This window comes from Cytophaga hutchinsonii ATCC 33406 (genome assembly GCF_000014145.1).
GTDB classification, from domain to species: Bacteria; Bacteroidota; Bacteroidia; order Cytophagales; family Cytophagaceae; genus Cytophaga; species Cytophaga hutchinsonii.
In genome coordinates, this window is record NC_008255.1 from 2,034,145 (window position 1) to 2,059,645 (window position 25,501).

Below are 25,501 nucleotides of genomic sequence, written 5' to 3' on the forward strand. Positions count from 1 at the left end.
ATGATTATTAAAAAACTGCCCGTTTGCTATAAAGAATTATTTCATTGCATATAGTACCGTACATGCAACAACAATACCCACCAGATGAAATGCTCCGCTAACAGCGCCGTAAAGCATCGGCCGTGGTATATTGGGGTTGATTGCTATGTTTATGGTATTGGTAACTAAATAACCCAGGCCAGCAACAAAGGCAAACTCCAGCGCAGCGGTGTAGGAATTGATCTCCAACGCATGCATGAATAAAGCACTTGTGATGGTAATAATAAGCGAACATACTGCCGGCCCCACGATATAGGTTGCTGCCTGTTTTGACTGCGGCTGATTTTCTCTGCCCAGAGATCGGGCATATTGCTTTTTAAACAGGAACATATACCAAAGCGGACCAAGAAAGAAATAACCTGCAAATGCGGCTAAGATGCTCATCCAGTTAAGCGCTGAAAACAAATGAATCATTTTTTTAGTTTTTTAAACGTTTATAATGATACAAAACTAACGCAGTGGGATGACAGCCTTATGTCAGGGGTATGAAATATTAATGGTATTTATCGAAAAACTCCTGTAAGGTCAGGTTATGCGGATTGAATTTTTCGGTTTGGATTTCAAGCTTTTTAATTCGATCCAGGCGAAAATAGCGAAACTCGTTACGCAGGCGGCACCACGCTACTAACAACCAGTTTTCCTGCGTACTTAACAAAGCAAAGGGTTCAATAAGCCGATCGGTTTGTGCCTCTGCTTCGTTAATATACTCAATCCGGGTCAGGTAAAAATTAGTCAGTGCAAATTGTAAATCAGACAAATCTTTACTGTTCCGTTCCCGATTTGTATTTTGATCAAAACGCGTCCGTTCAGCAAGCAGGTTTACCTTATCTTTGATCGGGTGGCCCAGTACAGCTTTAATTTTATCAATAGCTTCTGAATAATGCTGAACGAAAGAAGCGTCTTTATTTTTCAGTACAAGCTGCTCTGCCAGGATCAATGCATTGGCCTGGCTTTCGGTAAACATTACAGGAGGTATCCGGTAACCTTCCATTAATGTATATCCTTTGCCTTCTTCGGTAAGGATGGGAACGCCTGATTGTTCCAGTGCTCTGATATCTCTGTAAATGGTCCGGACACTGACAGAAAACCTGTTTGCCAACTCAGTGGCTGTCAGCAGCCGTTTGGTTTGCAATTGGGTTATGATTGCCGTGAGCCGGGAAAGACGTTTTGTGTCGTTATCAATCATTGTCAGATTTTATTATCAGAGGCTGATACCTTATTGAGTGGCACTTTATGCCGCTTTATTGCAACATTCACCTATCAGATTCTGGCCGATCAATAAATAATTTTCTTTGAATAAACTTTTTCACCATCTGAAAGATAAATAATGTATGTGCCGCTTTGTATGGCAGACAGCGGGGTTGGTTGTCCTTCAGACGTATTGCCTGATAATAATAAGGCACCTGATGTATTAAATACATTATAGTGTAATATAGAAGAAGCCTTGCGGCCAGACCAGTGATTTACTAAAAAACTTTTGGTATCTGTATTCCAATTGACAGCAGCATCGGCGATGTGTTGCTTTTGATTATCTGTTGTGATTACTTCAATTTTACCGGTAATTCTATTGTTGGTATTATTGCATTCAGTTCCGGGATAAATGAATACATCTACGATTAAATAAGGATATGCATGTAACGGATAATTTCCCACTGCATTCGGATAGGCACCCATCGTTCCTGTATAACTAGCTCCTGCGGCAATAATCCCTGCGCTTCCGTTGAAATCAATTTTTGAACCTCCGGCTGCTTTTGTATTTGTGCCTTGCGCATCTGTAGAAACATAATTCTGCAGGGAGATTTCACTTATCGGCACAGATTCCGTACCGATATTTTTAATCTCATACGTGTATGTATAGGTATCAGACTCAAGAGATGTAAAGGTAATTTTTGTAATGATCAGGTCTATGCCGGTACAGGCCTGCAGCGTGTTTACACAGATCAACGACAGAAATAGAAAAAATCCTGTCAGCAAAGAAATAGTGCGTAATGATTTCATCATAAAAGTGTATGTTTTGTATGTGAAATAAATATAGAAAAAAAGCGGTGAATATAATTGCGCTTTTATATTTACGCGCTGCTATTTCAATCTTTAATAGAAAAACTGCTCGGAGATGATAGCGCCGTCTTTCACTTCATACAGCATAATTTCGTTGAGCTGAATTCGTCCGAATCCCTCCACGGTAACGTCCATTTCACGACCTACAGCAAAGTGATTGCCCGCCACAACAGGCGCACTTGTGGTAGCTCCATGAAAGTCCCGGATCTTTTTTACAAAGTCCGCTCCTTTTTTACGCACGTTTGCTTTACCTTCGGCGTACCCCATGTACGGTGAGTTGACAGGGTCAATACTCTTTACCTCTTCGGCAAAAAGTTCGTCTTGGATCTCAAACCATTTTTCTTCTTTTGCCAGTGCATAGAAGCGTGCGGCAATGTCTTGCGTTGTATTCGTTTTAACAGATGTCATAAGATTTGTATCATAGGTTTACCACACAAAGATATTGGCTGAAGAATTAGTAAGCTGGGTGTAAAATGGACTTTGTGACGGGATGATTTGGACAGTATGGCGCACCTGAACCGTGGTCAGTTTGCGACAGGTCGCGGTGAAAATCTAATTCCACAGAACAAAAAAAGTCCCCCGATTAACTATCGGGGGACTTTTTAAATATAAGATCTTCAAACAGATTAGCGCTGAACCGGCTTAACTGTTTTGATGATACGTGCAGCAACTTTGTATGGATCAGCCGCAGAGTTCGGACGACGATCTTCTAAGTAACCGCTCCAGCCTTTTGCCGGAACTAAAACCGGGATACGGATAGAAGCACCACGATCAGATACACCGTAGCTGAAATCATGAATACTTGCAGTCTCGTGCTTACCAGTTAAACGTAATTCGTTGTGTGCACCGTACACTTCGATGTGCTCTTTAACAACCGGACGGAATGCTTCACATACTTTATCGAATACTTCTTTGCTTCCGGCAGTTCTTAATAATGTGTTAGAGAAGTTCGCGTGCATACCTGAACCATTCCAGTCAAGGTCGCCAAGCGGCTTACAGTGGTAGTTAACATAAACACCGTATTTCTCCCCGATTCTTTCTAATAAGTAACGAGCAACCCAGATTTCATCTCCGGCACGTTTCGCACCTTTAGCGAAGATCTGGAATTCCCACTGACCTGCAGCTACCTCAGCGTTGATACCTTCAACGTTCAAGCCAGCGTCAAGACATACATCCAAATGCTCTTCAATGATCTCACGACCGTAAGCATTCTGTGCACCTACTGAACAGTAGTAAGGTCCTTGTGGTTTTGGATATCCACCAGCAGGGAAACCTAACGGCATGTTTGTAGATAAATCATATAAGAAATATTCCTGTTCGAAACCGAACCAGAAATCATTGTCATCATCTTCAATCTGAGCACGGCCATTTGTAGGGTGCGGAGTACCATCAGCATTCAATACTTCACACATTACTAAATAACCGTTTTTTCTCTGAGGATCCGGGCAAACAAATACTGGTTTCAATAAACAGTCAGAAGAACCACCTTTTGCTTGTTCTGTTGAAGAACCATCAAATGACCAGTTGCTCAGGTCTTCTAATTTACCGCTAAAATTCTCTTCAATTTTAGTCTTGCTACGTAAGCTTTGAGTTGGTTTGTAACCATCAAGCCAGATGTACTCTAATTTTGACTTTACCTTTGCCATCGAAATTGAACTTGTTTATAGATAATTAATATGAATTGTAAATACTATGATGCAAATTTAAACCTCTATTTGGAAAAAACTAATGTTTTAACACTCAACCGGCATCTATTTTTGAACATATGTTAAAACTTTTTCATTTCACGCTCACAAAATGCTTTATAGACAATTTTTCATGAGAAAAATGCAATTTAAACAGGCATCCTTTTAACAGAATACCTGTTTAAAATTAGAACAATACTATTCTTAGCGTAAGAATAGTAGTTCTCTGTATTTCGGCAACGGCCACATCTCATCATCCACAATCAGCTCCAGTTTATCTACTGCATAGCGGATCGTTTCGAAGTATGGTTTTACTTTATCGCAATATGCTTTTGCTCTTTCAGGCATGTGCTCGATGATGTTTGCTTTTTTACGTGCATCGGTCATGGCATCAACATCCGTTTGAATGGCATTGATGTGTTTTGAGATTTCTTTAATTACTTCAATTACCGGCTTCGCTTCTTTTTCAAGACCAATATCTTTCAATCCTTTCACATTCAGAATTAATTTATTCTGATATTCAATCGCTGTAGGAATGATGTGGTTAATGGCAAGATCACCGATTACACGGCCTTCGATCTGAATTTTTTTAATATAATTTTCCTGCATGATCTCGTAACGTGCTTCAAGCTCGCGTTCGGAATAAATACCATGCTTTTCAAATAATTTTTTAACTTTTGGTGTAATCCAGAAATCAAGCGCCTGCGGTGTTGTCATTACATTGTTCAAGCCTCTCTTCGCTGCTTCTTTAACCCATTCATCGCTGTAGCCATTGCCTTCAAAACGGATCTTCTTGGAAGCAAGTGTATAATCACGCAGTACGTTTGCTACGGCAACTTCTTTTTTCACACCTTTATCAATCTGCTTATCTACATCCAGCTTAAACTGCACAAGCGTTTCCGCTACAATGGTATTTAAAACGGTCATAGGTGAAGCAGAGTTTGCTGCACTCCCAACGGCTCTGAATTCAAATTTATTCCCCGTGAAAGCAAACGGAGACGTTCTGTTGCGGTCTGTATTATCCAATAACAATTCAGGAATTTTGTTGATCCCTAATTTCATGTACATGTTATCTCCTTTATCGATGCGCACATTTCCGTTTTTCTCAAGCTCATCCAGCACTTCAGACAATTGTGTCCCTAAGAAAACTGAGATGATGGCAGGAGGCGCTTCGTTAGCACCTAAACGGTGATCGTTACCAGCCGAAGCAATAGATGCACGCAATAGATCTGCATAATCATTTACTGCTTTTACTACGTTCACCAGGAAGGTTAAGAAAATTAAGTTTTCTTTCGGCTTGCTGCTCGGGCTCAATAAGTTTTTGCCAAAGTTGGTGCTCAGCGCCCAGTTATTGTGTTTACCGCTTCCGTTGATTCCTGCAAACGGCTTCTCATGAAACAATACTTTTAAACCGTGTTTCTCAGCAACTTTATGCATCAGATCACGAATTAACTGATTGTGATCACAGGATAAATTACATTCTTCAAACGTTGGCGCCATTTCATATTGTCCGGGAGCAACTTCGTTGTGACGGGTACGTGCGGGAATACCAAGCTTCAGCGCTTCAATTTCAAAATCCACCATGAAATCATTTACACGTGGAGGTATAGATCCAAAATAGTGATCGTCTAATTGCTGCCCGCGTGATGGTGCATGACCAAACACGGTACGGCCTGCCATCAGCAGGTCCGGGCGTGCATTGAACAAGGCAGCATCTACTAAGAAATATTCCTGCTCCGGCCCAAGTGTTGCCGTTACTTTGGTAATGTCTTTATCGAAAAACTGACATACTTCTGTTGCTGCTTTATCAACTGCGGCCAATGATTTTAACAAAGGCGCTTTATTATCTAAGGATTCACCTGTATAGGAAACAAATATAGTAGGAATACATAACGTACCACCCATGATAAAAGCCGGAGATGAAGGATCCCAGGCAGTATAGCCACGTGCCTCGAACGTAGAACGGATACCACCGTTTGGAAACGAGGACGCATCCGGCTCCTGCTGAACCAATGCACTTGCTTTAAATTTTTCCAGCGCTTTGCCGTTTTCATCCAGATCAAAGAATGAATCGTGCTTCTCTGCTGTTGCATCCGTTAATGGCTGAAACCAGTGTGTATAATGCGTTACGCCCTTTTCCATGGCCCAGCATTTCATACCTGCAGCAACAGCATCTGCCGTTACAGCATCTATTTTCTCTCCTGTTTCAATCGCGGACAAAACGACTTTTACAGCATCGGAAGAGATGTATCGTTTCATTGCATCAACCCCAAATACATTTTCACCATAGTAGTCAGATATTTTATTGGATGGTGGAACAACTTTAACAGGTTGCCGATCATTAAGAGTTTCTAATGCTTTAAAACGTAAATGCGCCATAATATAAGATAATTAACAGATGGGGTTAAAATTCTAACCCAAAACTAAAAAAATACCCCTTATTTCAACCCTTTACACCCAATTATTTGGAGATAATTACCAAAAATCAGGAAAAATACCTACTTCTCTATTCAAAAAAGAAGCTAAAAATGAATGGTAAAACTAATTGCAGCATTTCATGGGTGTATTGTTTTCAAATCTGCTTATTTTTGATGATTAAACTCTTTTATTTATACTAAACTGAAAAAGCTTACTTTATTTCTATTCCGCTACCTGCTTTTCTGGATGCTGCTTTTTCTGGCAGGCAGATGCTTTTTTTTGATCTATCACATTAAGCCTGTTGCAAAACTTCCTGTATCAGAAACGTTATTAGCTTTTATATATGGACTTACCTTAGATATTTCATTTGCTTCTTATATCACGATTCTGCCGGCAGCGTTATTACCCGTTCTGCTGCTGTTTAACATTTCTGAAAAAAAAATACGTAGCGGTTTACTTATATATAGTACTGTCTGGATTATACTGCTTGCCTTTATTTATACACTTGATGCAGAGCTTTTTTCATTCTGGGGTTTCCGCTTAGATAATACGCTGTTCCGCTATACAGGCACAACAGGAGAAATGATCGGTTCAGCCATGTCGTCTCCTCTGGTAATCCTGCTTCCCTTCTATTTCATTGCAAGTTATGTTGGCTATAAATCCTATAAAAAATTTCTGTATCCCTATACCTTTTCGAAGCTGAAAATCTGGATGCTGCCTCTTATGCTGCTGCTTGCTGCCGCACTTGTTATCCCTATCCGCGGCGGCTTACAACAGATTCCCAATAATGAAAGTGTTGCGTATTATTCTACCAATAATCTGCTGAACCAGGCAGCACTGAATCCGGCGTGGACATTGGCGCGGTCAGTGATTGAGCAAAACGGCCCGGATCTCAGCCGGTATCACTTTTTTGAATCTGCCGAGGCTGAAAAACAGCTGGCAGCAATGCTGCGGCAACAGGAGCTGGAAGCAGACACGATTCTGACTAATTCCCGCCCGAATATTATTATTATTGTCTGGGAAAGCCTTACAGCAAAAGTTTTGAACGATACCGTAACACCACGCCTGCATGCGCTGCTTACGGAAGGCATTTATTTTTCAAACTTTTATGCCAGCGGAGACCGCAGTGATAAAGGGCTTGCGGCTATCTTAAGCGCATATCCCGCACAACCGGACTTTTCGATTATGACAGAACCGGGCAAATCACGGAAACTACCTTTCATTACCCAACAGCTTAAGGCTGCAGGATACCAAAGTACTTACCTGTATGGCGGTGAACTGGAGTTTGCCAATATGCGGTCCTATATGAATTACAACGGTTTTGACCAGGTGCTGGGCAAATCTGATTTCCCGAAAGAAACATGGGGAGCCAAATGGGGCGCGCACGACGAAGCTACCTTTGCACGGCTTTTTTCAGAAATAGAAACCAATACGGAAACTGCCGCACCATTTTTTTATACCTTGTTTACGCTAAGCAGCCATGAGCCTTATGATGTGCCTGTAAAACCTGTCATTACAGGTAGTTCAAAAACTGCACAGTTTAAAAATGCACATCACTACACCGATTCGTGTTTTTTTGACTTTATACAGAAAGCGAAAAAACAAACCTGGTGGAACAATACCTGGATCATTGTTGTAGCCGATCACGGACACGTGTTACCGGGAAGTGAGTATGCCACGCACAATCCAAGTGAATTTAAAATTCCGATGTTATGGCTGGGCGGTGCAATAAAAACGCACAAAACCATTACAAAAACATATTCGCAGATCAATCTGGCTCCCACGATTGCTTCTTACCTTAAACTAAACCCGGAAGCCTTTACATTTTCAGCTCCTATATACTTGCAGGATACAACAAAACGGATGGCCTGGTATTCGTATAACGATGGTTTTGCAATGGTGCAGAATAATGACACCTATTTTAAATACAATCTTAACAGTCAGAAACTTGAAACAAAAAAGGGATTGTTTGATTCCAAATTCCTTACACAGGGACAAGCGTTCCTTCAGATTTTAATGGAGGATTTTTACAATAAATAAGCTACCTTTGCTGCGTATGTAGCTTTTGAATAGCGATACAGATTCCCCCATGAAAAAAGTAGCTTTCTATACCTTAGGCTGTAAATTGAATTTCTCTGAAACATCGACCATTGGCCGTATGTTTACAGAGAATGGATATGAAAAAGTTGAGTTCCATGAAAAGGCTGATGTATACATCATCAACACTTGCTCGGTAACCGACCATGCCGATAAAAAATGTAAGAAAGTTGTGAAAGAAGCGCTCCGTTATTCGCCGGGTGCTTTTGTGGGAATTATTGGTTGTTATGCACAGTTAAAACCGGAAGAAATTGCCCAGATACCCGGTGTTGACGCTGTTTTAGGAGCTTCTGAAAAATTTAAGTTGTTTGAATTGCTTGGGAATTTTGACAAACAGGACAAAGCAACCATCTATACCAGCGACATTGCACATGCAACAGATTATTATTGTTCGTATTCGGTTAATGATCGTACGCGTACGTTTTTAAAAGTACAGGATGGCTGTGATTATTCGTGCAGCTTCTGTACCATTCCGTTGGCGCGTGGCAGCAGCCGCAGTGATACCATTGCAAATATTGTTAAAACGGCTAAAGAGATTGCCGCAAAAGATGTAAAAGAAATTGTATTAACTGGTGTAAACATTGGTGATTATGGCATCATCAGTGGCACACGTACCACAAGCTTCCTGGATCTGATCAAAGAACTGGATAAGGTTGAAGGCATTGAACGTTTCCGGATATCTTCCATTGAACCGAATTTACTTACAGACGAGATCATTTCATTCGTTTCTACGTCCAGGCGTTTTGTTCCGCATTTTCATATTCCGCTTCAGTCGGGTAATGATAAGATCCTGAAACTGATGCGCCGCCGCTACAAACGTGAGCTGTATGCGGAACGTGTTGAAGCGATCAAAAAAGTGATGCCGCACGCCTGTATCGGTGTGGATGTGATTGTAGGTTTTCCAGGTGAAACAGATGAGGACTTTAACGTAACCTATAACTTCCTCAACGAACTGGATATTTCTTATTTACACGTATTCAGCTACTCTGAACGTGCCAATACACTGGCTGCTACCATGAAAGGCAAACGGCCCAACAGAGACCGCAGCGAGCGCAGCACCATGCTGAGAACGTTATCTGAAAAGAAACGTCGTTTTTTCTACGAGCAGCACATTACTGAAACAGCCGACGTATTATTTGAAGCAGAAGAAGAAAATGGCAGCATGTTTGGCTTTACAAACAATTACGTAAAAGTCGTAACTGCTTACGATCCGCTTTGGGTAAATGAACTCAAAAAAGTAAAATTAAAAACAATTAACACCGAAGGATTGGTAGAGATTGAGCCTGTCTGGGAAAAAGTTGTTTCATAAATATTTTCAGGGATTATGCCCCTGCTCCCGGGCATAATTCTGTTTCGTTTAAATTTTAATCTGTCCGTATGCATACCTTTATTAATTTAATAAAATTATTTCTTGTTGAACTTCTTATTATTTTTTCTGTCGTTATTATAATAAACAAATTTGTAGGCAACACTAAAACAACAATAAAAGCGGATGCTGAAGGCTATTATGATTACCTTCCGTCGATTTTTATTCATCATGATCTGGTGAGATTATCTGCTCCCAAAGATCAAAATCCGCAACTGTATAACCGTATCAATAACCGCCCGTATAACGATTACGAAAAATTTAAAGTCAACAAATATCCGTGCGGAACAGCTATCCTGCAACTCCCCTTCTTCACCTATACGCTACTGTTCAATGCCGATCTTGAGAACAACGATATGGATGGATATCAGTATGTTTTTCACCGGTCTATTTTCTTTGCTGCACTTACGTATTTGTTTTTAAGTCTTATTTTCCTGAAAAAAATTCTAGAAACATATTCCATTAAGACATACATTATTATTTTAACACAGGTACTGGTTGCCCAGGCCACTTTACTGATCAATTATGTAAATTATGATGCAGGCTTTAGTCATGTGTATTCATTGTTTGCGATAACAGCGTTCTGCTATTTTACTATTCAGTATTTTAAAACACATCAAATAAAGTATGTTCTTATTACCTGTGTGTTTTTAGGATTAATTTTGCTGCTAAGACAAATTAATCTTCTCATTATTTTAGCTATTCCTTTTTTAGCAGGCTCGGCTGAAAATTTAAGAACAGGAACAATGCTGCTCTTTTCCCAGTATAAAAAATTACTTATTGGTCTATTACTTGTAATTGGAGTTTTTTCGATTCAATGTATTCTTTGGTACCTTCAAACAGGACATTTCTTTGTTTATTCATACCAAGGCGAAGGTTTTGACTTTACAAATCCAAAATTCATCGATATTTTATTTAGCTATAAGAAAGGCTTATTTGTATATACGCCGGTATTATTTATCTGTTTATCCGGATTGGGATTATTTCTGTTTAAACGCAATTACTATTTATTTTTCACCTGGCTCACGTTTTTTGTGATCCTAACCTACATTCTTTCATCCTGGCATTCATGGTATTATGGAGCAAGTTATGGACTCAGGGCATACATTGATTTTTATCCCTTGTTTTTCATTTTACTTGCCTGTTTTTTAAATGAAGCGTCAATGCTCTCAAAAAGTATTTGTGTGGTACTATGCCTGATAACGATTCCAGTCAATATTATTCAAACGTACCAGTATAAAGAAAACATACTTCATTGGTATGAAATGGATAAGAACAAATACTGGAAAGTGTTTTTAGAAACAGATGATGCCTTTAGAGGTATTTTATGGCAAAAAGAATATGATTATGACAACTATGCTCTTGTTAAGGAAATAGCGTTAGGAGATATTTATACAACTAAAAATACCACCAATCTGGTCCTAAAGATCAATAGCGCCGAGATCCCTGATTTTAACAACGTGCGTATTGTGCAAGCATTGGCTTACGATGATTTTAAAACCGATAACCGCTCTAAATTGGTGTTGTGGATACAAGACTCAACCAATAATAAAAATCTCTATTGGAATGACGCCAATCTCTTACATTTTCCGGAAAGAAAGTTTAATGATTGGCAAACAGGTATTTATAATTATGAATTTATTATACCTAATGACGAAACCATAAAAACGATAGGATTTGAAGTAAAGACCGCCGAGCAAGGATGTGATCTGAAGAATATGCGTTTACGGTTTTTAAAGTTGAGATAGATTTCTATTTACAGCCTTTCATATTAGCTTATTAGGGTATTAAACAGCCTATGGTAATAAGAAACATGTGTTTATGTATTACGTATAGTTTTACGTAGTTCTTGCTATCTATTCATCTTCACTGGTTATTGATGTTTTTAGGCATTCTGGAAACAGTAATTGTCTGACAAAAATACTTCTAAATGCCTCACATACAAAAATCCATTATCCATAAAAAAAGGCTTCCGTTGATAACGGAAGCCTTTTTTTATGGATAATGAAGTAAATTACTTCTTGAATATTTTGAACGTCTGGTTATCGCAGTTTAGGTAGTAAACACCTGTTGGAGAAGTCGCAATGTCAATTTCACTACCTTTAGACTTTCTGATAACGTTACCAAACGCATCCTGCAGTTCATACTCAACCGGTCTTGATAAGGTAATTTTATCTGTAACACGATGCGGATAGAATGTTACCGGAGCTAATGTTGATGTATATTCTACTGTTGAAGAATATTTGATCTGACCATCTACTTCAAGGTATTTGATTCTGTATTGATTTACACCTGAATGGTGGAATGATTCTGTCTGATATGAATTCATCAATGAATTACCTAAGCCATTTAATTCCTTTACAATTACCCATGTATTGTATCTCATTTGCTCAACAAACATTTTACCTTTAGGACGCTCTCCTTTTGTAGACCACAAAATATGATCCTGATCAACTGAAAATGAACTGATTGAGAAAGCACTTGTTGCCTGAATAACCTGCGGATTTAAAATCTTAGGTTTGCAATCGTCTTTATGCGTAATTTTTATGGTAACCGGATCACCGATTTTCATGAAAGATAAATCTATTTCAAATGCGCTGCTGGCAACATTGTATTCCTTCTTCACTTCATTCACATAAACATCATTTGTGCAATAATCACGCATGTTACCTGCAAATGGGTTCTGAACATATAGGTTTTTACCTTGATAAACACCTGATATTGTCAATATTCCAGCTTGAGACGTAAATACGCTAAAAAGGACTATAGCAGATAATAATAATTTACTTACTAATTTAATATGTGTCATTTTCCTTGTAAGGATTAGTTTTATAAAAAATTAAATTGACCTCAGCAAATATTGTCAATTATTACATTATTTACAAGCTATAAAAACAATAATTTATAAAGATTATGCACATTTTTACTTATTCTAATTTACCAAAAAGTTTTTTGGAGGTACTTTAATTATAGGCTAACTTGTATAAAATTTTCGACTTTCATGGTACACAGGTTACTATTCATATTCGCATTCATTCTTTCGATAGCATTTTCTTCAAGTGCCAATCAGATAGTTGTACCTATGGATGAGTCGCAGTCCAATCACTTAAAATCATATGGTGTTGCTTATTGGGTGCTTACAAAAGATGCTGCAGTAGACTGGCTATTAAATTACCGTGGAGGAAGTTTTGCCTTTACGTATACACCTGCTTTCGTGAATGAACTCGTGATCCGTGGGGTTTCCTATGAAATTATCTCTGATGCGGATTATGCAAATATTCAGGCCTTTATCAGTAAACCTGAAATAAATATGGATGTGGTAAAATTGGAAAAGTATCCCAAAATTGCTGTTTATTCTCCCAAAACGAAACTCCCCTGGGACGATGCGGTGACCATGGTACTCACCTATTCTGAAATTCCATATACCGTTATTTATGATGATGAAATCATTGGTGATTTACTTCCTACCTATGACTGGCTGCATCTGCATCACGAAGATTTTACAGGCCAATACGGAAAGTTTTATTCCATGTATCGCAATCAGCCCTGGTATCAGCAGCAGCAGCGGGAATATGAGGCTTCTGCAAAACGTCTGGGCTTTAACAAAGTATCTGAATTAAAATTAGGCGTTGTAAAAAAGATCCGTGATTTCTGTGCCGGCGGCGGATATATGTTTGCTATGTGTTCTGCAACAGATACGTATGATATTGCTTTAGCGGCAGAAGGTATTGACATCTGCGAATCAATGTATGACGGTGACCCTGCAACACCCAATGCCTCGAGCAGACTGGACTTCAGCAAAACATTTGCCTTTCAGAACTTCAAATTAAAATCTGATCCGTATGAATACGAATACTCCAATATTGATAACAATCCCCCTGAACGCGGGCTCACGGAGAACAATGATTACTTTAATCTGTTTGATTTTTCTGCTAAATGGGATGTGATCCCGACCATGCTTACACAGTGCCATACACGTACGGTACATGGTTTTATGGGGCAAACAACGGGATTTAAAAAATCATTGATTAAACCGGAAGTAATTGTTTTAGGTGAAAACAAAGAAATCGGTGAAGCGAAATTCGTACATGGTACATACGGTAAAGGTACGTGGACATTTTATGGTGGTCATGATCCGGAAGACTACCAGCATTTCGTAGGCGAAGAACCAACGGATCTGAACCTGCACCCAAACTCTCCGGGCTTCCGGCTTATTTTGAACAATGTGCTCTTCCCTGCCGCGAAAAAGAAAAAGCAGAAAACTTGATTTAGTCTCCAGTTCCATGGTACTAGTTGTTAGACGATAGTATACCGAGAATAGTTTGCAGTATTGCGATTCTCCTCGCGTACTTTGCGGTTATAAATAAATGTTAATTTAAAAATACCCCGAATCATCCGCATGAATTACCAGGCCATACTGAATCAAATACAGGGCGATATACAACCTTATTTAGGTCAGGGTAAAGTTGCTGATTACATTCCGGCTCTCGCAGGAATCAATCCTTCTAAGTTTGGCATGTCTATACACACCATAGATGGCATTACAGCGACCATAGGTGATGCGCAGGAGCAATTTTCCATTCAGAGTATTTCGAAAATATTAACGCTCACCATGGCTGTTTCCTTAGATGATACAAACATCTGGAAACGTGTTGGCAGAGAACCATCAGGAAGTAAATTCAATTCACTGATACAACTGGAGCTTGAACAGGGCATTCCGCGCAACCCTTTTATCAATGCAGGTGCCCATGTGATCACTGATCTTGTATATTCCCATTTCGATGATCCCAAAGAAGCTATTCTTGCATTCACACGTATGGTTAGTATGAATGATTCAATCAGCTATGATTATGTAGTTGCTCAATCGGAACGAGAAACAGGAAACAGAAATCTTGCGATGGGGTATTTCATGAAAAGCTTTGGTAATATTGAAAATAAAGTACGTGATGTTCTGGATGTGTACTTCCATCAATGTTCGCTGGCAATGAGCTGTACTGATTTAAGCAAAGCGTTTTTATATTTAGCGAATGAAGGTGTTTTACCAACTTCAGAAAAAACAATTATTACTAAAAAGAATTCTGACCGTATCAATGCACTGATGTTAACCTGTGGCATGTATGATTCTGTAGGAGATTTTGCTTACCGTGTAGGCTTACCATCTAAGAGTGGTGTCGGGGGCGGCATTGTATCCATTGTACCCGGAGAAATGGTCATTGCAGTATGGTCGCCGGGCTTAAGCGAATCCGGAAATTCACTTGCGGGAACAAAGGCGCTGGAACTGTTTGTAAACTATACCGGGAAAACGATTTTTTAAGTTTTAAGTTTTAAATTTTAAGAAAAAACGTCATTTAAAAAACTTATTACTTATTACTTATTACTTATTACTTATTTTTTCTTCATTTCATTGAGCATCTTCCACGACATAAACGATAATATAGCAATCAATCCTATTATTGAAAGCCACACCACAAGCTTGCTTTCATACCAACTCGTATGATTATCAATCATGATCTCTTTTAAAGCCGGCACATGCCTGTCTGTTTTTTCAACCGCCAGGGTTGGTAGAATAACCGGAATACTGTCTGCAAAATACTGAAGGTCATACACCGGTGCCGTATCCGCTGAATCCGAATAGATCAGCGCATACCGCTGGCCTTTCTCCAGATATGTTTTTAGGTAACGCGTAAGCTGCCAGGCTTCTGCCTGCTCTACTTTTAATGGACGGTTATCGTTGTTCTCGATAATCAGGTAAAATTCTTTTTCACGGAAAAAAGAAAAATCAAATTCATTCAACGAATACGAATTCAGTTCAATTGTACCAATCGGATTATAATAGATCTTGTTGCGCTGAACATCTGTTTCTTTGCGTGCAATTGTAACCGAACGTTTATAATAGCGCGGACCCGTTACATGAAAACGTATTCTGTTAATAATGTAATTATCTGCAAAAGAGATTTTAATAAAACTTGTTTTGACTGCTGCGCTGTCTTTTTGCGCAATAGCAGGTGCAGGTACAGATTGATAGATCCCTTCTTTTAAATATGTTTCGTAATAACCCGCTTTTAATACATTTACCGGATAGCTCCAGCGGTCCTGATGCCAGAAGTTCCATCGTGTTTCATCCCAGTAACCACGGTCAGTAAGGTCAAACCGGTAATACAGATAATCTGTCAGCGGGAAGTTTACATAACTAACCACTTTGGTGTCCGTTTCGCTATATTGATTATAAAATACATCAAATTGTTTTACAGCAAACCAATTAATACTGTCATCACTTCCGAGAATCTGATAAACTTTAACCGCATCTGAATTCTTCAGAACAAAGCAAATGTTGTTGATGGGTTTCTTCGCAGGATTTTTAATGGTAAGTTTTGTACAGCACTTATCAATGATCTCATTTGAAACAATAGGATATTCTTTAAAGCGCGTATCTGAAAAATTTGCTTCTTCTGTTTTTTGAATAAAAGGAACTTCCTGGTTTGATGCATCTACAATGCGGATATCTGCATAACCATCCTGCAGCTTCGCTCCTATTTCAGGCGTTACAACAATGTTATAAAATCCATCTGCAGTTACACTGTCTGCCAGCGTAGCCTTCCAGCGATAATTCTGCTGAGCCAGTAACATGCCTGAAACAGCTGCAATCAAAAAAACAGTCAATGCAATTTTTCTCATGGTATACTTATTCTTCCGTAAGGATTTTCTTTAACTTCTGATACATGAATGATATAACCAGCAACAACACGCCCAGGCATATGAAGGCTGCGATCTTGCCGCCCTCAGACATTTCACGTATGTCGAATATAAACATTTTCAATAAGGTCAACCCGAAGATGGTTAAGGAAATGATACGCAGTGTTTTTACTTTGTATTTCATACCCAGCACCATCAATGCAAAGGACGCAATCCCCCATAAGATCGGGAAGCCAACTTTATAAATCTGATGTGTTACCTGATACAGTTCTTCGCCTGTTTTAGAAGAAGCAACCAAAACAATATTTTCTAATTCCGCACTCAGCATATAGATCACCATAAAGCAGCCGAACCATAAAAAGAATGAAAACTGTTTTGAATTTTTATCGCAGGAATGTTTAACAATGCTGAATATGTTTATTAAAAGAAGCAATAACAGCAGATTGTTTACATAATGAAAATAGTAATGGAAAGCCAATACAGGTGTATTCTGCAGGTACGCATCACGTACATCTGTATAGACCTCGTTGTAATAGATCAGATAGAAGAATGAAATAATGGCACATCCGATTACTGGAAAAATCAACAGCCAGGATACGTTTTTATATTGTGCGTATAACGAGAACACTAAAATAAACAGGATGTTATAGCAGCCGGTATAAATCGGCGTAATCTCCGTTATACCTGCTTCCAGTACAAACCGCGATTCAAACTGAAAATATACTTCCTGCAGACCTGCCAGATAAGCAAGCAGAAAAACAACACATTCTAAACCGCTTTTGTATAAAGCTATATCCAGATCCAGAAACAGTTTCGTATCCGTTTCTTTTTTCAATAAAAAGATGGTTGCTCCTAACGAAGCAAGCACCATGATACTGGCAACAAAAGCTTTATTGATAAATAAAGCAAGGATTCCCGGAGCGCTCCAGTATTCATTGTTCCAGTCCATCAACAGACTGATGATCATTAATCCTGTAATGATGAACGATGCCACTTTCATAATACGTATGCCTGATTTCTGTGACAGCCATAACAGCAATACAGATTCAGCAGCCCAGAACAAGGTGATGTAATTTCCTTCCAGCTGAATAGGTGCTGCAAGTGTCACAAACGTGAGTACCAAACCAATTAACAGGTATACCAGGTTATTGTCGACCTTCTTATTTTTAAATAAGACATAGGCAAATACGAAGTTAAATACGGCAATTAAAATGGTAAACAAACCCTGATATAAGCCATCGTGTATCCCTTTCAGAATGAGCATTCCGGCGCTGTAATATAAAAAAGTATTTGAAATCAAGATTGTTAATTCAAACGGCAGAAAGGCTTTATTTTCTTTTACATTGTTTATAATATTCATGGCAAAGAATATCAGATAAAACAGTGTTCCGAAAAGCAGTGCACCGATATGTGGTTTGGGTTCTTCGCTGTAGCTTAAGGTAAATGTATCCACCAGCCAGCCACCATACAACAGTACGGTAAATATAAAACAGATCACGTTGATAATGTTCCATCGTTTGAAGTACGAAAGAACGATCATACCGATATTTAAAATAAGCACATATGTAAACAACACCTGGTAATTGCCGGAACCTGTACTCACCATAAATGGTGAGCCGAAGCCACCGATGATCGCCAGTACAGCAAGTTCTTTCCGGTCGTATAGTATGGAAAGCATTACAGCAAAAACGGTAATGATAACCATGATTGCAAAAGCTATGGCCTGAGGCATTAATTTATATTCATGGAAAGCGATAGCTATCGTAAGATAAAAGATTGCCATACCGCCGCCTACAAGCACCGAACTGAATGACCGGAATGTATTGCGCATGTAATGCGCAAACCCAATCAGAATACCTCCGCATACAATGCCAATAAACACACGGCCTATTTCATTGATCCAGTTTTGATCAATCGCAAATTTCACAAAGAAACCGATACCCAAAACCAAAATAGCAATACCAATTTTGTTGATCAGATTTTCGCCGATGAATTTTTCCAGATCCGGATTACGCTCAAAGAAGCCGGGTTCTTTAGGCTTTGGCGGCGCAACAGGTTTAGGTGCCGGAATCGGCTTTGGCTGATCCGCTTTATGTGTATACGATACAACAGCCTGAGTTTCTACCGGCGTTGTTTCTTTTTTATCATCAATTGTAGTTTCTATCGGCGGAATAATCGTTTCCTCTTTTTGGGTTTCAATGATTGTAATGGGAGGTGTAACAATCTCAGGTACCTTTTGCTCGTGGGACTGCTGAGGCTTCAGAAGATCATCCGGTAATGTATTTCGTTTTAATTCATTGCGCAGGTCTGAAAGTTCCTTTGCCATTAACAACAGCTTCTTTTGTAATGCTTCTGTATTTTCTACAAGTGTGCCGGTTCGGCTAAGTAAAATAAAAATGCAGATAAATAATCCAACAAAAAGTAAACCCATTAAAAAGCCATCCATATCAATATCTTTAATACGTTAAAGTGCTAAAGATATTAAATTGGAGTGAAAGTATTTTCATTTTTTATCCTTTGTACATACACACATATAAGTATTTGTATGTTAAATATTTAAAATATTTAACATACAAATACAAAATTATTCCATACAAATGATTGAATCTCCAGAACAGAATTATTTCATTTTCATTTCTGCATAGGTTGTACTTAGGTCCTGTTCGGGATCTGTGAAATTAGATTGCGCCTGCTGTATAAGCAATGTGTTGGCACCTTTCCATTTAACCTGATCAGGTCCCCAGGTATACAATTCTTTCTCTCCGATCAATACCGGTTTTGATTGTTTCATTTCAAATAACTGAAAACCATTAAAGGTAAAGTTTGCCTGCAGATCCTGATTAAATGTGATGATGTATTTTTTATCCGGAGAAACAACGGGCATGCCATACAATGCAGTAAAATCACCGGAATTTTTATCAATCAACAGATAACCATATGCTTCATAATAGGTACCCATCAACAGCCATTGATTTATTTCTGGCATATCTTTCAGAAATGTATAATTAGCGAATGCATCATCATCTTCATCATTATTATTTATCATATAAATAATTTTATTGTTGGCGCATGTGATACCAAGCGAATCGCCTTTTCTGGAAACAACGGATGCATAGGCACGCATTCTATTTGTTTCAGATGTATCCATATTTTTAAACAGATCCGGTAACGCTTCAAAATCTGCTTTTGAGATAGTTGTCAATTCAAATACATGGTCACCAATGTGAAAAACAGAAGAATCTGCCATTTCAAAATAGCGATCATTTTCTGCTGCTTCTACAGAATCTGTAACAACAGTTGATTCAGTTGTTTTTTTATTACACGAAAACACTAGAATAAGTGTAGTAAAAAATAAAAAGAAAGAATGTTTCATCGGTTAAAACAGTTAATTCAACAGTAAAAATTACAGTATTAAGATACTATAATTTTGCTATAAATTAATGGTTTTGAACAGAAATAAATTGTCAAAAAAATAGGACAGAAATCAACAGGGTGCCTGAACGCTGCTGTTCAGGCCTGTCTTTAAGTTAATTTTGATGCAGATTCCTAGATGTTTCTATCCGATCTTTACATCTGTAAATTTGCCAAACGCGTCAAATCTATGGGTGCTGTTTTTAAGTTGCGCTTTACATAATTAGCTTTTCATTCTATTGGTTGCTTCTATGCACCAGAGTAATTCTTTAATAAAAGCATCTGCCCGTTTATCTGTAGCAGCTTTGTCTGTAGCATTTCCCTGTTCATCAAAGGCATACTGAACCTTTGGTACGGGAAACATAGCAGGCACCGTCCATGCTTTCATTTTCCATAAAGAGAACTGTAACGAAGTGATAACCTGCGTGCCGCCAAAACCGCCGTTAGATACCGTAGCAATAGCCGTCGGTTTGCGGTGCCATTCATCATACAACAGATCCACTACATTTTTTAAGGCTGCCGGATAACCGCCGTTGTATTCCGGTGTAACGATTACTATACCATCGGATGATTTAATTTTTTCCGCAAACTCGAGTGTTTGAGGTGCCGGATTTGGTTGAAATTTTAACCGTTCATTAAATATCGGAAACTGGTATACATTCAGATCCACAATCTCTGCATTGGCCAGGTTGTTTTCTTCCATATATTTTTTGAAGTATAAGGCAACCCGGTCGCTATTTCTTCCTGTACGTACACTTGAAGAAAGGATAATAATGTTACTCATATAGTATGCTGATTTTTACTTTGTTTATCCTTAAGTTCATTTTTTTACTGCACATAAACAACATGCCTGTCTAAAAATATATAAATACAAGATAAAATATTATACAATGCTGTATATAAAAAAACGTCCGGAATTTCATAAAAAATTCCGGACGTTATCATCTATAATTACTACGAATGTTAGTAGCTTCGCTGGCGTTCTAAATTTTTCTCAAGTGTTGTTGTAAGCTTGTCTATCGCGCCACTTACAGCTTTCTCAATTGTATCTGCATTATTTGTAACAGCAAATGGTTTCTTACCTTCCATTCTTGCTTCAAGTACACAACGTTTATCATCTCCACCTTCCTTGCTGCTATTTTCATCAGACAGGTGTACTTCAATACGTGTAATGTGTTCACTAAAACGATCCAACGAATCTGATATCATTGAACTTAAATAATTTGCAGTACGCTCGTTACTTGCAACGTTTTTGTCTGTGTTGAATTGAATAGTCATGGTATTGAAGAATTTGGTTAGTCTATTTAATATATAATATTGTACGGGAGGAGCGGGCTTTCGGTTGTACCCTTTTGAAAGAATTTATACAGGCTTATTTTTTTACCTTTTTAATCTTAAGCTGCGGGTCATCTTCCTTAGGTGCCTTCTTATTAAAATCCTCGTTGGTTTTTGCTTCACTCATTGAGCCTTTCCCAGCCTGTGCTTTGGGTGCAGTCTGTCTATTTTTATTTGGTTCCATAGAATAAATCGGTTAGTTCATAGAACCAATATGTTCTTTTATTTCTGAAAACAAAAATCTAATAAGCTGAATATGCGATTTATATAAACTTCTGATAAAATAATGTAAAAAAAATTAATGCATTTCTGAATAATCCTGTTTCTTACTCTTTTACATAGGAACTCAGGAGATTATTATTTTAATATTCTTTTTTTAAGCCACGCTCTGAAGGGCTCATCATATAATTTTAATGCAGCAAACGCCAGCACAATAAAAAGTATAAAAAGTCCTGAACCAACCGCAAAGAGCTCCGTCGGCGCAGGTTTTTTTATTCCAACCCACGACGTATAAATATATATAAATGGATAATGAATAATATAAATCGGATACGAAATATCGCCGGAGAATTTGCATACCTTCGCCCACTTACCGCTTATCGTGCCACCTGCACCGGCAGCAATAATAAATGGAAAAACAAAGATAATACACACCGCATCATAAAGGCCGTTATACGCAAACACCGGAAGGCTGAAAAGAAAAAAGAGCAATGCAGAACAAATGGCATACGCCATCGGAATGCGAATTAATTTACGGGAACGGAATAACAGGATGCCAGCTAAGAATGGAAATACCATACGTACAAAGGCGATCCAGAACGTCTCATAACTCCAGCCCGTACCGATATCACCATGATGAATAGATGTTGCGGTCAATACACAAGCGCTTATAAGTACGAGCCCCCACAACAACTTTATACCGATGCGATGTCCGAACCACGCATAGAATATGTTTGCCATGTATTCCTGAAACAGCGACCACAGCGGACCGTTGAGGGTATGTGTTTCGCCCCAGCCGCGAAGATCCGGTGTTGGCAATAAGGTAAAAGTAAGCAGCGTTACACCAATAATCTTCAATGCAGGTATCTGTTCTGAATTATTATAAGGATCCAGTGCGAAAGCAAGCACACTGATTACCACACTTAACATAACGAGCGGATGCAGACGGACAAACCGTATTTTAAAGAAATCAATAACAGACATGTACTCCCAGCGGTCGTCGTATGCATAAGCCACTACAAAGCCGGATAGCAGAAAAAAGAAATCTACTGCCAGATAGCCGTGATGCATTGGGTTGTCTGTGTAAACAGGAAACGATGCTTCAAAGAGGTGGAAAATAACAACCAGAAGCGCTGCCGTTCCCCGCAGTCCGTCAAGGATCGGATAATGTGGTCTCATTGTCTGTTTCTTTTGATTTCTTCACAAATATACTGCATGAAAAAGCTTTGGGGTACATGTGAAGAGAAGTTTCATGCATCTCTTATATAAAATTCAGAAAATTAAACCGAATCTGTTACGCTTAATTACCCATACTTCTTTCCAATTTCTACATAGAAAACAGTTTCAAAAACAACCGGAATTTTTATTTTACCCATACACAAAAGATGAAATTTAATAACGCCTAAATATATCCATACGAAAACACTATATGCTCCCGGCTTTTATTTTTTAGATTTATTTACCTGTTCCTTTGAATCGTAAAAATAATACATTTACTTTGAAATACAAAGTACTTTATATTTTATAAAAACCGACTGAAAAATGAAAACAAGTAAAAAATGGATCGCGCATTTTGAAGCGAATGCTTTACATCAACGGATAAACTGGGACTTGTTTCCTGCAATAACAGAAGCAGAAACAGCCTCTGTCCTTTCTTCTCTGCAAGCCTGGCAATTGGGTGAAACATCAGATGGTGCCCATCTGATCCATGCATCCACCTTATATGCAAGCCACATTGGTGATCTGGATTACATCGATGCGGTAAAACTTTTTATAAAAGAGGAACAAAAGCATGGCAATAATTTAGGCCGGTACCTGGATGTTATTGATAAACCAAGAATCAAAAAAGACTGGGGAGATAGCTTGTTTAGAAAAATCCGTTATTTCAATACGAATATGGAGATCTGGACGCTGGCAGTAATAACGGTTGAAAGCGCCGCGCAGGTTTTTTATCAGTGTCTGAAAAATGCAACCGAATGCACGCTACTAAGGCAAATCTGTACAGACATTTTAATTGATGAAGCCTATCACATCGACTTCCAAACGGAACGCATGACAATCCTGTTTAATAAAAAGTCCGTTCTCTCACGCTGTCTCAGCCGCATCATGTACCCGGTTTTCTTTTTTTCTACGTCACTGCTGGTTTGGTCTGCACATAAAAAATTATTTAAAGCCGGCGGAATAGACTTTAAAAAATACATGAATAAAATGAAATACAAATATTTTAAGACGCTGCACCGGATTGCTTTGGTATGCAGCAGGAAAAGTACCCTTATACATTCAGCCCTGCATTAATCAACTGCAGCTTAGCATTGTGAAATGTGATTTGTATAACGATCTTTTGAAATTATGTAAAGCTTTGATCTGCATAAAAAAACGGTAAATAGTATCTTTACGATACACCAGCAAACACATTGTATGAAAGCATTAACTCAGGAAGGTAAACAACAGATAGGATCCATTGCATCAAGATATGGCATCAGCCAGGATTCGGTAACATCTATGCTGCAGGCAGTCATAAACGGCGGCGGCAGAATGGCACAATTCAACATCTATGAGCTTGGGGGCAGCGGACAATGGATGCAGGGCGGCATGACTATGGTGGGTGATATGTTTAATCATTCACTAAAAAATACGGTGAACAATCTTTGTCAGGAATTGTCTGCGTTACTTTCGAAACAAAACATATTTGAGACTGCACCTGAAACAGCTGAAGGCTTTATAGATGGCTTTGCGTATGCAGGTAACTGGTGGCCTTCTGAGTTAGGGTCCCCTGGTTCATCAGGCGTACAGAATAATGTGAAATATGCCTTCTTCCCGGCGCCTGTGAGCCGGCTGGCAATGGAGATTAACGGCGAAGTATCGGTGTATAATACATTGGATCATCACATCTCGGGTGTATCTCAACAGCAGGGCCGCGGCTACTCCGTTGTATTCAGCAGCCAGTATGGCAATGTAGATGTATTGAATCTGCCCTTAGTTTCCGGTCCGGGAACAATTAAGCATGATACCACTACACCACTCTCCGCTCCTGCTGTTTCAACGACATCGTCAGAACCGATAGAACCACTGATCGGCAAGACACCGCTTACATCAACACCTTCCACAACTGAAGATGATATCTTTATAAAAATAGATAAGCTGGGAGAACTATTTAATAAAGGAATTTTAACGCTGGAAGAATTCAACAGTAAAAAAGCAGAGTTGCTGGCAAGATTGTAGTCTTTATTAGAATTTACTCAATGAAGTGATTAGAGTATTTTATCTGGCTGTTGCTGGCATTGTTGCTCACACAAGGCTAAAAAAGAACTTGATACTGAATGCAAGTCAAACAATACAATCGCAAAGCAAATCACTACAAGCCTTTCCTGTAAACAATACTATCAAACGGAAATTCTAACAAACATTTTTAAGGTGTGTTAGAAATGGTTCTGCTTTTAACCGCATTCAGCACCAGATCAATACCCTGACGCAACAAGGAGTTACGTGTCTTCCTGTAGGCTTCTGTCAATAAAGGAACACAAGCACGTGTACCTACCGTTTCCAGTGTTGTACAGATTATGTTTTTCATATGACTGTCTTTGGTTGCGGCAAATAGTCCGAGCAGCAGCGGTTCAACTTCCGGATCCGCTGTTTTTGCAAGCGCAAGAATCGCATTTGTTTTCAGGTGCACTCCACGCTTCTTTGCCAGCTGTTTGATGGGCTCTATGTTCAGGCCTGCAGCTGTCTTATCCATTTTTTCAATACCGATCAAAATAGATATGTTCACATCTGCATCTTTTTCATGCTCCAGATGCATCATGAGAAAATTGAATAAAGCATTATCCTTTGTATTTGTACATACGTAGGCGAGGCAAAAAAACAGGTGTCGCTTCTTCGCTTCGTAAGCAGGTAAAGCAAGCAATTGCAACAAAGCTTCTTTCTCATCCTCGGTAGACAGTGTTTCCGCCCTGCGGCAGGCATACCAGGAAACCTGATCAGTATTGCTTATTTCGGTTCTTCTTTTCCGTTGCAGCAAGGGAGAATATAACTCCTCCGAAGCCATCGTATTCACAAGAAAAGACATGTCATTATTTCTAAGATCTGATTCAAGCAGCAGCCGCGCTTCTTTCAGTCTGGAAGCATGACTTTTAAATAAATTAAAAATTTTCATACGCAAAATAAATATCCGTTACAATAT

At 38.8% G+C, this 25,501-nt stretch carries 22 protein-coding genes; 7 read left to right on the plus strand and 15 right to left on the minus strand.

Features of this window, described 5'->3' with window-relative positions:
• Positions 1-36: 36 nt before the first annotated feature.
• The 6 genes from CHU_RS08455 to CHU_RS08480 all read right to left on the minus strand — a co-directional run bounded on the left by CHU_RS08455 (position 37) and on the right by CHU_RS08480 (position 6,161).
• On the minus strand, positions 37-453 hold the full coding sequence (locus CHU_RS08455) for a DUF1761 domain-containing protein (RefSeq protein WP_011585114.1): 417 nt from the start codon (positions 451-453) through the stop codon (positions 37-39).
• Between the two features lie 79 nt (positions 454-532).
• Positions 533-1,225 (minus strand): helix-turn-helix transcriptional regulator, encoded by a 693-nt coding sequence (locus CHU_RS08460; RefSeq protein WP_011585115.1) that lies wholly within the window; start codon positions 1,223-1,225, stop codon positions 533-535.
• 89 nt (positions 1,226-1,314) lie between these two features.
• On the minus strand, positions 1,315-2,040 hold the full coding sequence (locus CHU_RS08465; protein WP_011585116.1) for a T9SS type A sorting domain-containing protein: 726 nt from the start codon (positions 2,038-2,040) through the stop codon (positions 1,315-1,317).
• A gap of 90 nt (positions 2,041-2,130) precedes the next feature.
• Positions 2,131-2,505 carry a SnoaL-like domain-containing protein gene (locus CHU_RS08470; protein ID WP_011585117.1) on the minus strand — a complete coding sequence of 125 codons (375 nt, stop codon included), beginning with the start codon at positions 2,503-2,505 and terminating at the stop codon, positions 2,131-2,133.
• Between the two features lie 218 nt (positions 2,506-2,723).
• A complete protein-coding gene (locus tag CHU_RS08475; protein WP_011585118.1) occupies positions 2,724-3,743 on the minus strand; it encodes a glutamine synthetase beta-grasp domain-containing protein in 1,020 nt (339 codons plus the stop codon).
• Positions 3,744-3,986: 243 nt separating this feature from the next.
• Positions 3,987-6,161 carry a glutamine synthetase III gene (locus CHU_RS08480; RefSeq protein WP_011585119.1) on the minus strand — a complete coding sequence of 725 codons (2,175 nt, stop codon included), beginning with the start codon at positions 6,159-6,161 and terminating at the stop codon, positions 3,987-3,989.
• A gap of 318 nt (positions 6,162-6,479) precedes the next feature.
• Between CHU_RS08480 and CHU_RS08485 the strand changes: the two genes are divergently transcribed.
• The 3 genes from CHU_RS08485 to CHU_RS08495 all read left to right on the plus strand — a co-directional run bounded on the left by CHU_RS08485 (position 6,480) and on the right by CHU_RS08495 (position 11,411).
• Positions 6,480-8,240: an LTA synthase family protein gene (locus CHU_RS08485; RefSeq protein WP_238379377.1), complete on the plus strand. Its 1,761-nt coding sequence runs from the start codon at positions 6,480-6,482 to the stop codon at positions 8,238-8,240.
• Positions 8,241-8,289: 49 nt separating this feature from the next.
• Entirely contained in the window at positions 8,290-9,606 is a 1,317-nt protein-coding gene (gene mtaB, locus CHU_RS08490) for a tRNA (N(6)-L-threonylcarbamoyladenosine(37)-C(2))-methylthiotransferase MtaB (protein ID WP_011585121.1), read from the plus strand.
• A gap of 68 nt (positions 9,607-9,674) precedes the next feature.
• Positions 9,675-11,411: a hypothetical protein gene (locus CHU_RS08495; protein WP_011585122.1), complete on the plus strand. Its 1,737-nt coding sequence runs from the start codon at positions 9,675-9,677 to the stop codon at positions 11,409-11,411.
• Positions 11,412-11,677: 266 nt separating this feature from the next.
• Here the strand turns inward: CHU_RS08495 and CHU_RS08500 are convergent, their stop codons facing one another.
• On the minus strand, positions 11,678-12,472 hold the full coding sequence (locus tag CHU_RS08500) for a hypothetical protein (RefSeq protein ID WP_011585123.1): 795 nt from the start codon (positions 12,470-12,472) through the stop codon (positions 11,678-11,680).
• Positions 12,473-12,664: 192 nt separating this feature from the next.
• Between CHU_RS08500 and CHU_RS08505 the strand changes: the two genes are divergently transcribed.
• Together CHU_RS08505 and CHU_RS08510 are read left to right on the plus strand one after the other, a co-directional pair.
• The gene (locus CHU_RS08505) at positions 12,665-13,930 is read left to right on the plus strand and encodes a hypothetical protein (protein ID WP_011585124.1); all 1,266 of its coding nucleotides are present in this window, start codon (positions 12,665-12,667) and stop codon (positions 13,928-13,930) included.
• Between the two features lie 132 nt (positions 13,931-14,062).
• A complete protein-coding gene (locus CHU_RS08510; RefSeq protein ID WP_011585125.1) occupies positions 14,063-14,977 on the plus strand; it encodes a glutaminase in 915 nt (304 codons plus the stop codon).
• Between the two features lie 71 nt (positions 14,978-15,048).
• Here CHU_RS08510 and CHU_RS08515 read toward each other — a convergent pair whose 3' ends face one another.
• The 7 genes from CHU_RS08515 to CHU_RS08540 all read right to left on the minus strand — a co-directional run bounded on the left by CHU_RS08515 (position 15,049) and on the right by CHU_RS08540 (position 22,500).
• A complete protein-coding gene (locus CHU_RS08515) occupies positions 15,049-16,338 on the minus strand; it encodes a hypothetical protein (RefSeq protein ID WP_011585126.1) in 1,290 nt (429 codons plus the stop codon).
• A gap of 7 nt (positions 16,339-16,345) precedes the next feature.
• Entirely contained in the window at positions 16,346-18,802 is a 2,457-nt protein-coding gene (locus tag CHU_RS08520) for a DUF2339 domain-containing protein (protein ID WP_041932286.1), read from the minus strand.
• A gap of 174 nt (positions 18,803-18,976) precedes the next feature.
• On the minus strand, positions 18,977-19,729 hold the full coding sequence (locus tag CHU_RS08525; RefSeq protein ID WP_011585128.1) for a hypothetical protein: 753 nt from the start codon (positions 19,727-19,729) through the stop codon (positions 18,977-18,979).
• A 261-nt stretch (positions 19,730-19,990) separates the two neighbouring features.
• Positions 19,991-20,551 carry an NADPH-dependent FMN reductase gene (locus CHU_RS08530; RefSeq protein ID WP_011585129.1) on the minus strand — a complete coding sequence of 187 codons (561 nt, stop codon included), beginning with the start codon at positions 20,549-20,551 and terminating at the stop codon, positions 19,991-19,993.
• A gap of 179 nt (positions 20,552-20,730) precedes the next feature.
• Positions 20,731-21,045, minus strand: coding sequence for an HPF/RaiA family ribosome-associated protein (locus tag CHU_RS08535; RefSeq protein ID WP_011585130.1), 315 nt, complete (start codon positions 21,043-21,045; stop codon positions 20,731-20,733).
• 94 nt (positions 21,046-21,139) lie between these two features.
• Entirely contained in the window at positions 21,140-21,286 is a 147-nt protein-coding gene (locus CHU_RS19550) for a hypothetical protein (protein ID WP_177254157.1), read from the minus strand.
• A 173-nt stretch (positions 21,287-21,459) separates the two neighbouring features.
• The gene (locus CHU_RS08540; RefSeq protein ID WP_011585132.1) at positions 21,460-22,500 is read right to left on the minus strand and encodes an acyltransferase family protein; all 1,041 of its coding nucleotides are present in this window, start codon (positions 22,498-22,500) and stop codon (positions 21,460-21,462) included.
• 363 nt (positions 22,501-22,863) lie between these two features.
• Between CHU_RS08540 and CHU_RS08545 the strand changes: the two genes are divergently transcribed.
• Complete coding sequence (locus CHU_RS08545) at positions 22,864-23,616, plus strand: hypothetical protein (RefSeq protein ID WP_011585134.1); 753 nt, start codon at positions 22,864-22,866, stop codon at positions 23,614-23,616.
• 123 nt (positions 23,617-23,739) lie between these two features.
• Entirely contained in the window at positions 23,740-24,543 is an 804-nt protein-coding gene (locus CHU_RS08550) for an SHOCT domain-containing protein (RefSeq protein WP_011585135.1), read from the plus strand.
• Between the two features lie 187 nt (positions 24,544-24,730).
• Here the strand turns inward: CHU_RS08550 and CHU_RS08555 are convergent, their stop codons facing one another.
• Positions 24,731-25,474, minus strand: coding sequence for a HEAT repeat domain-containing protein (locus tag CHU_RS08555; RefSeq protein ID WP_011585136.1), 744 nt, complete (start codon positions 25,472-25,474; stop codon positions 24,731-24,733).
• Between the last annotated feature and the right edge of the window lie 27 nt (positions 25,475-25,501).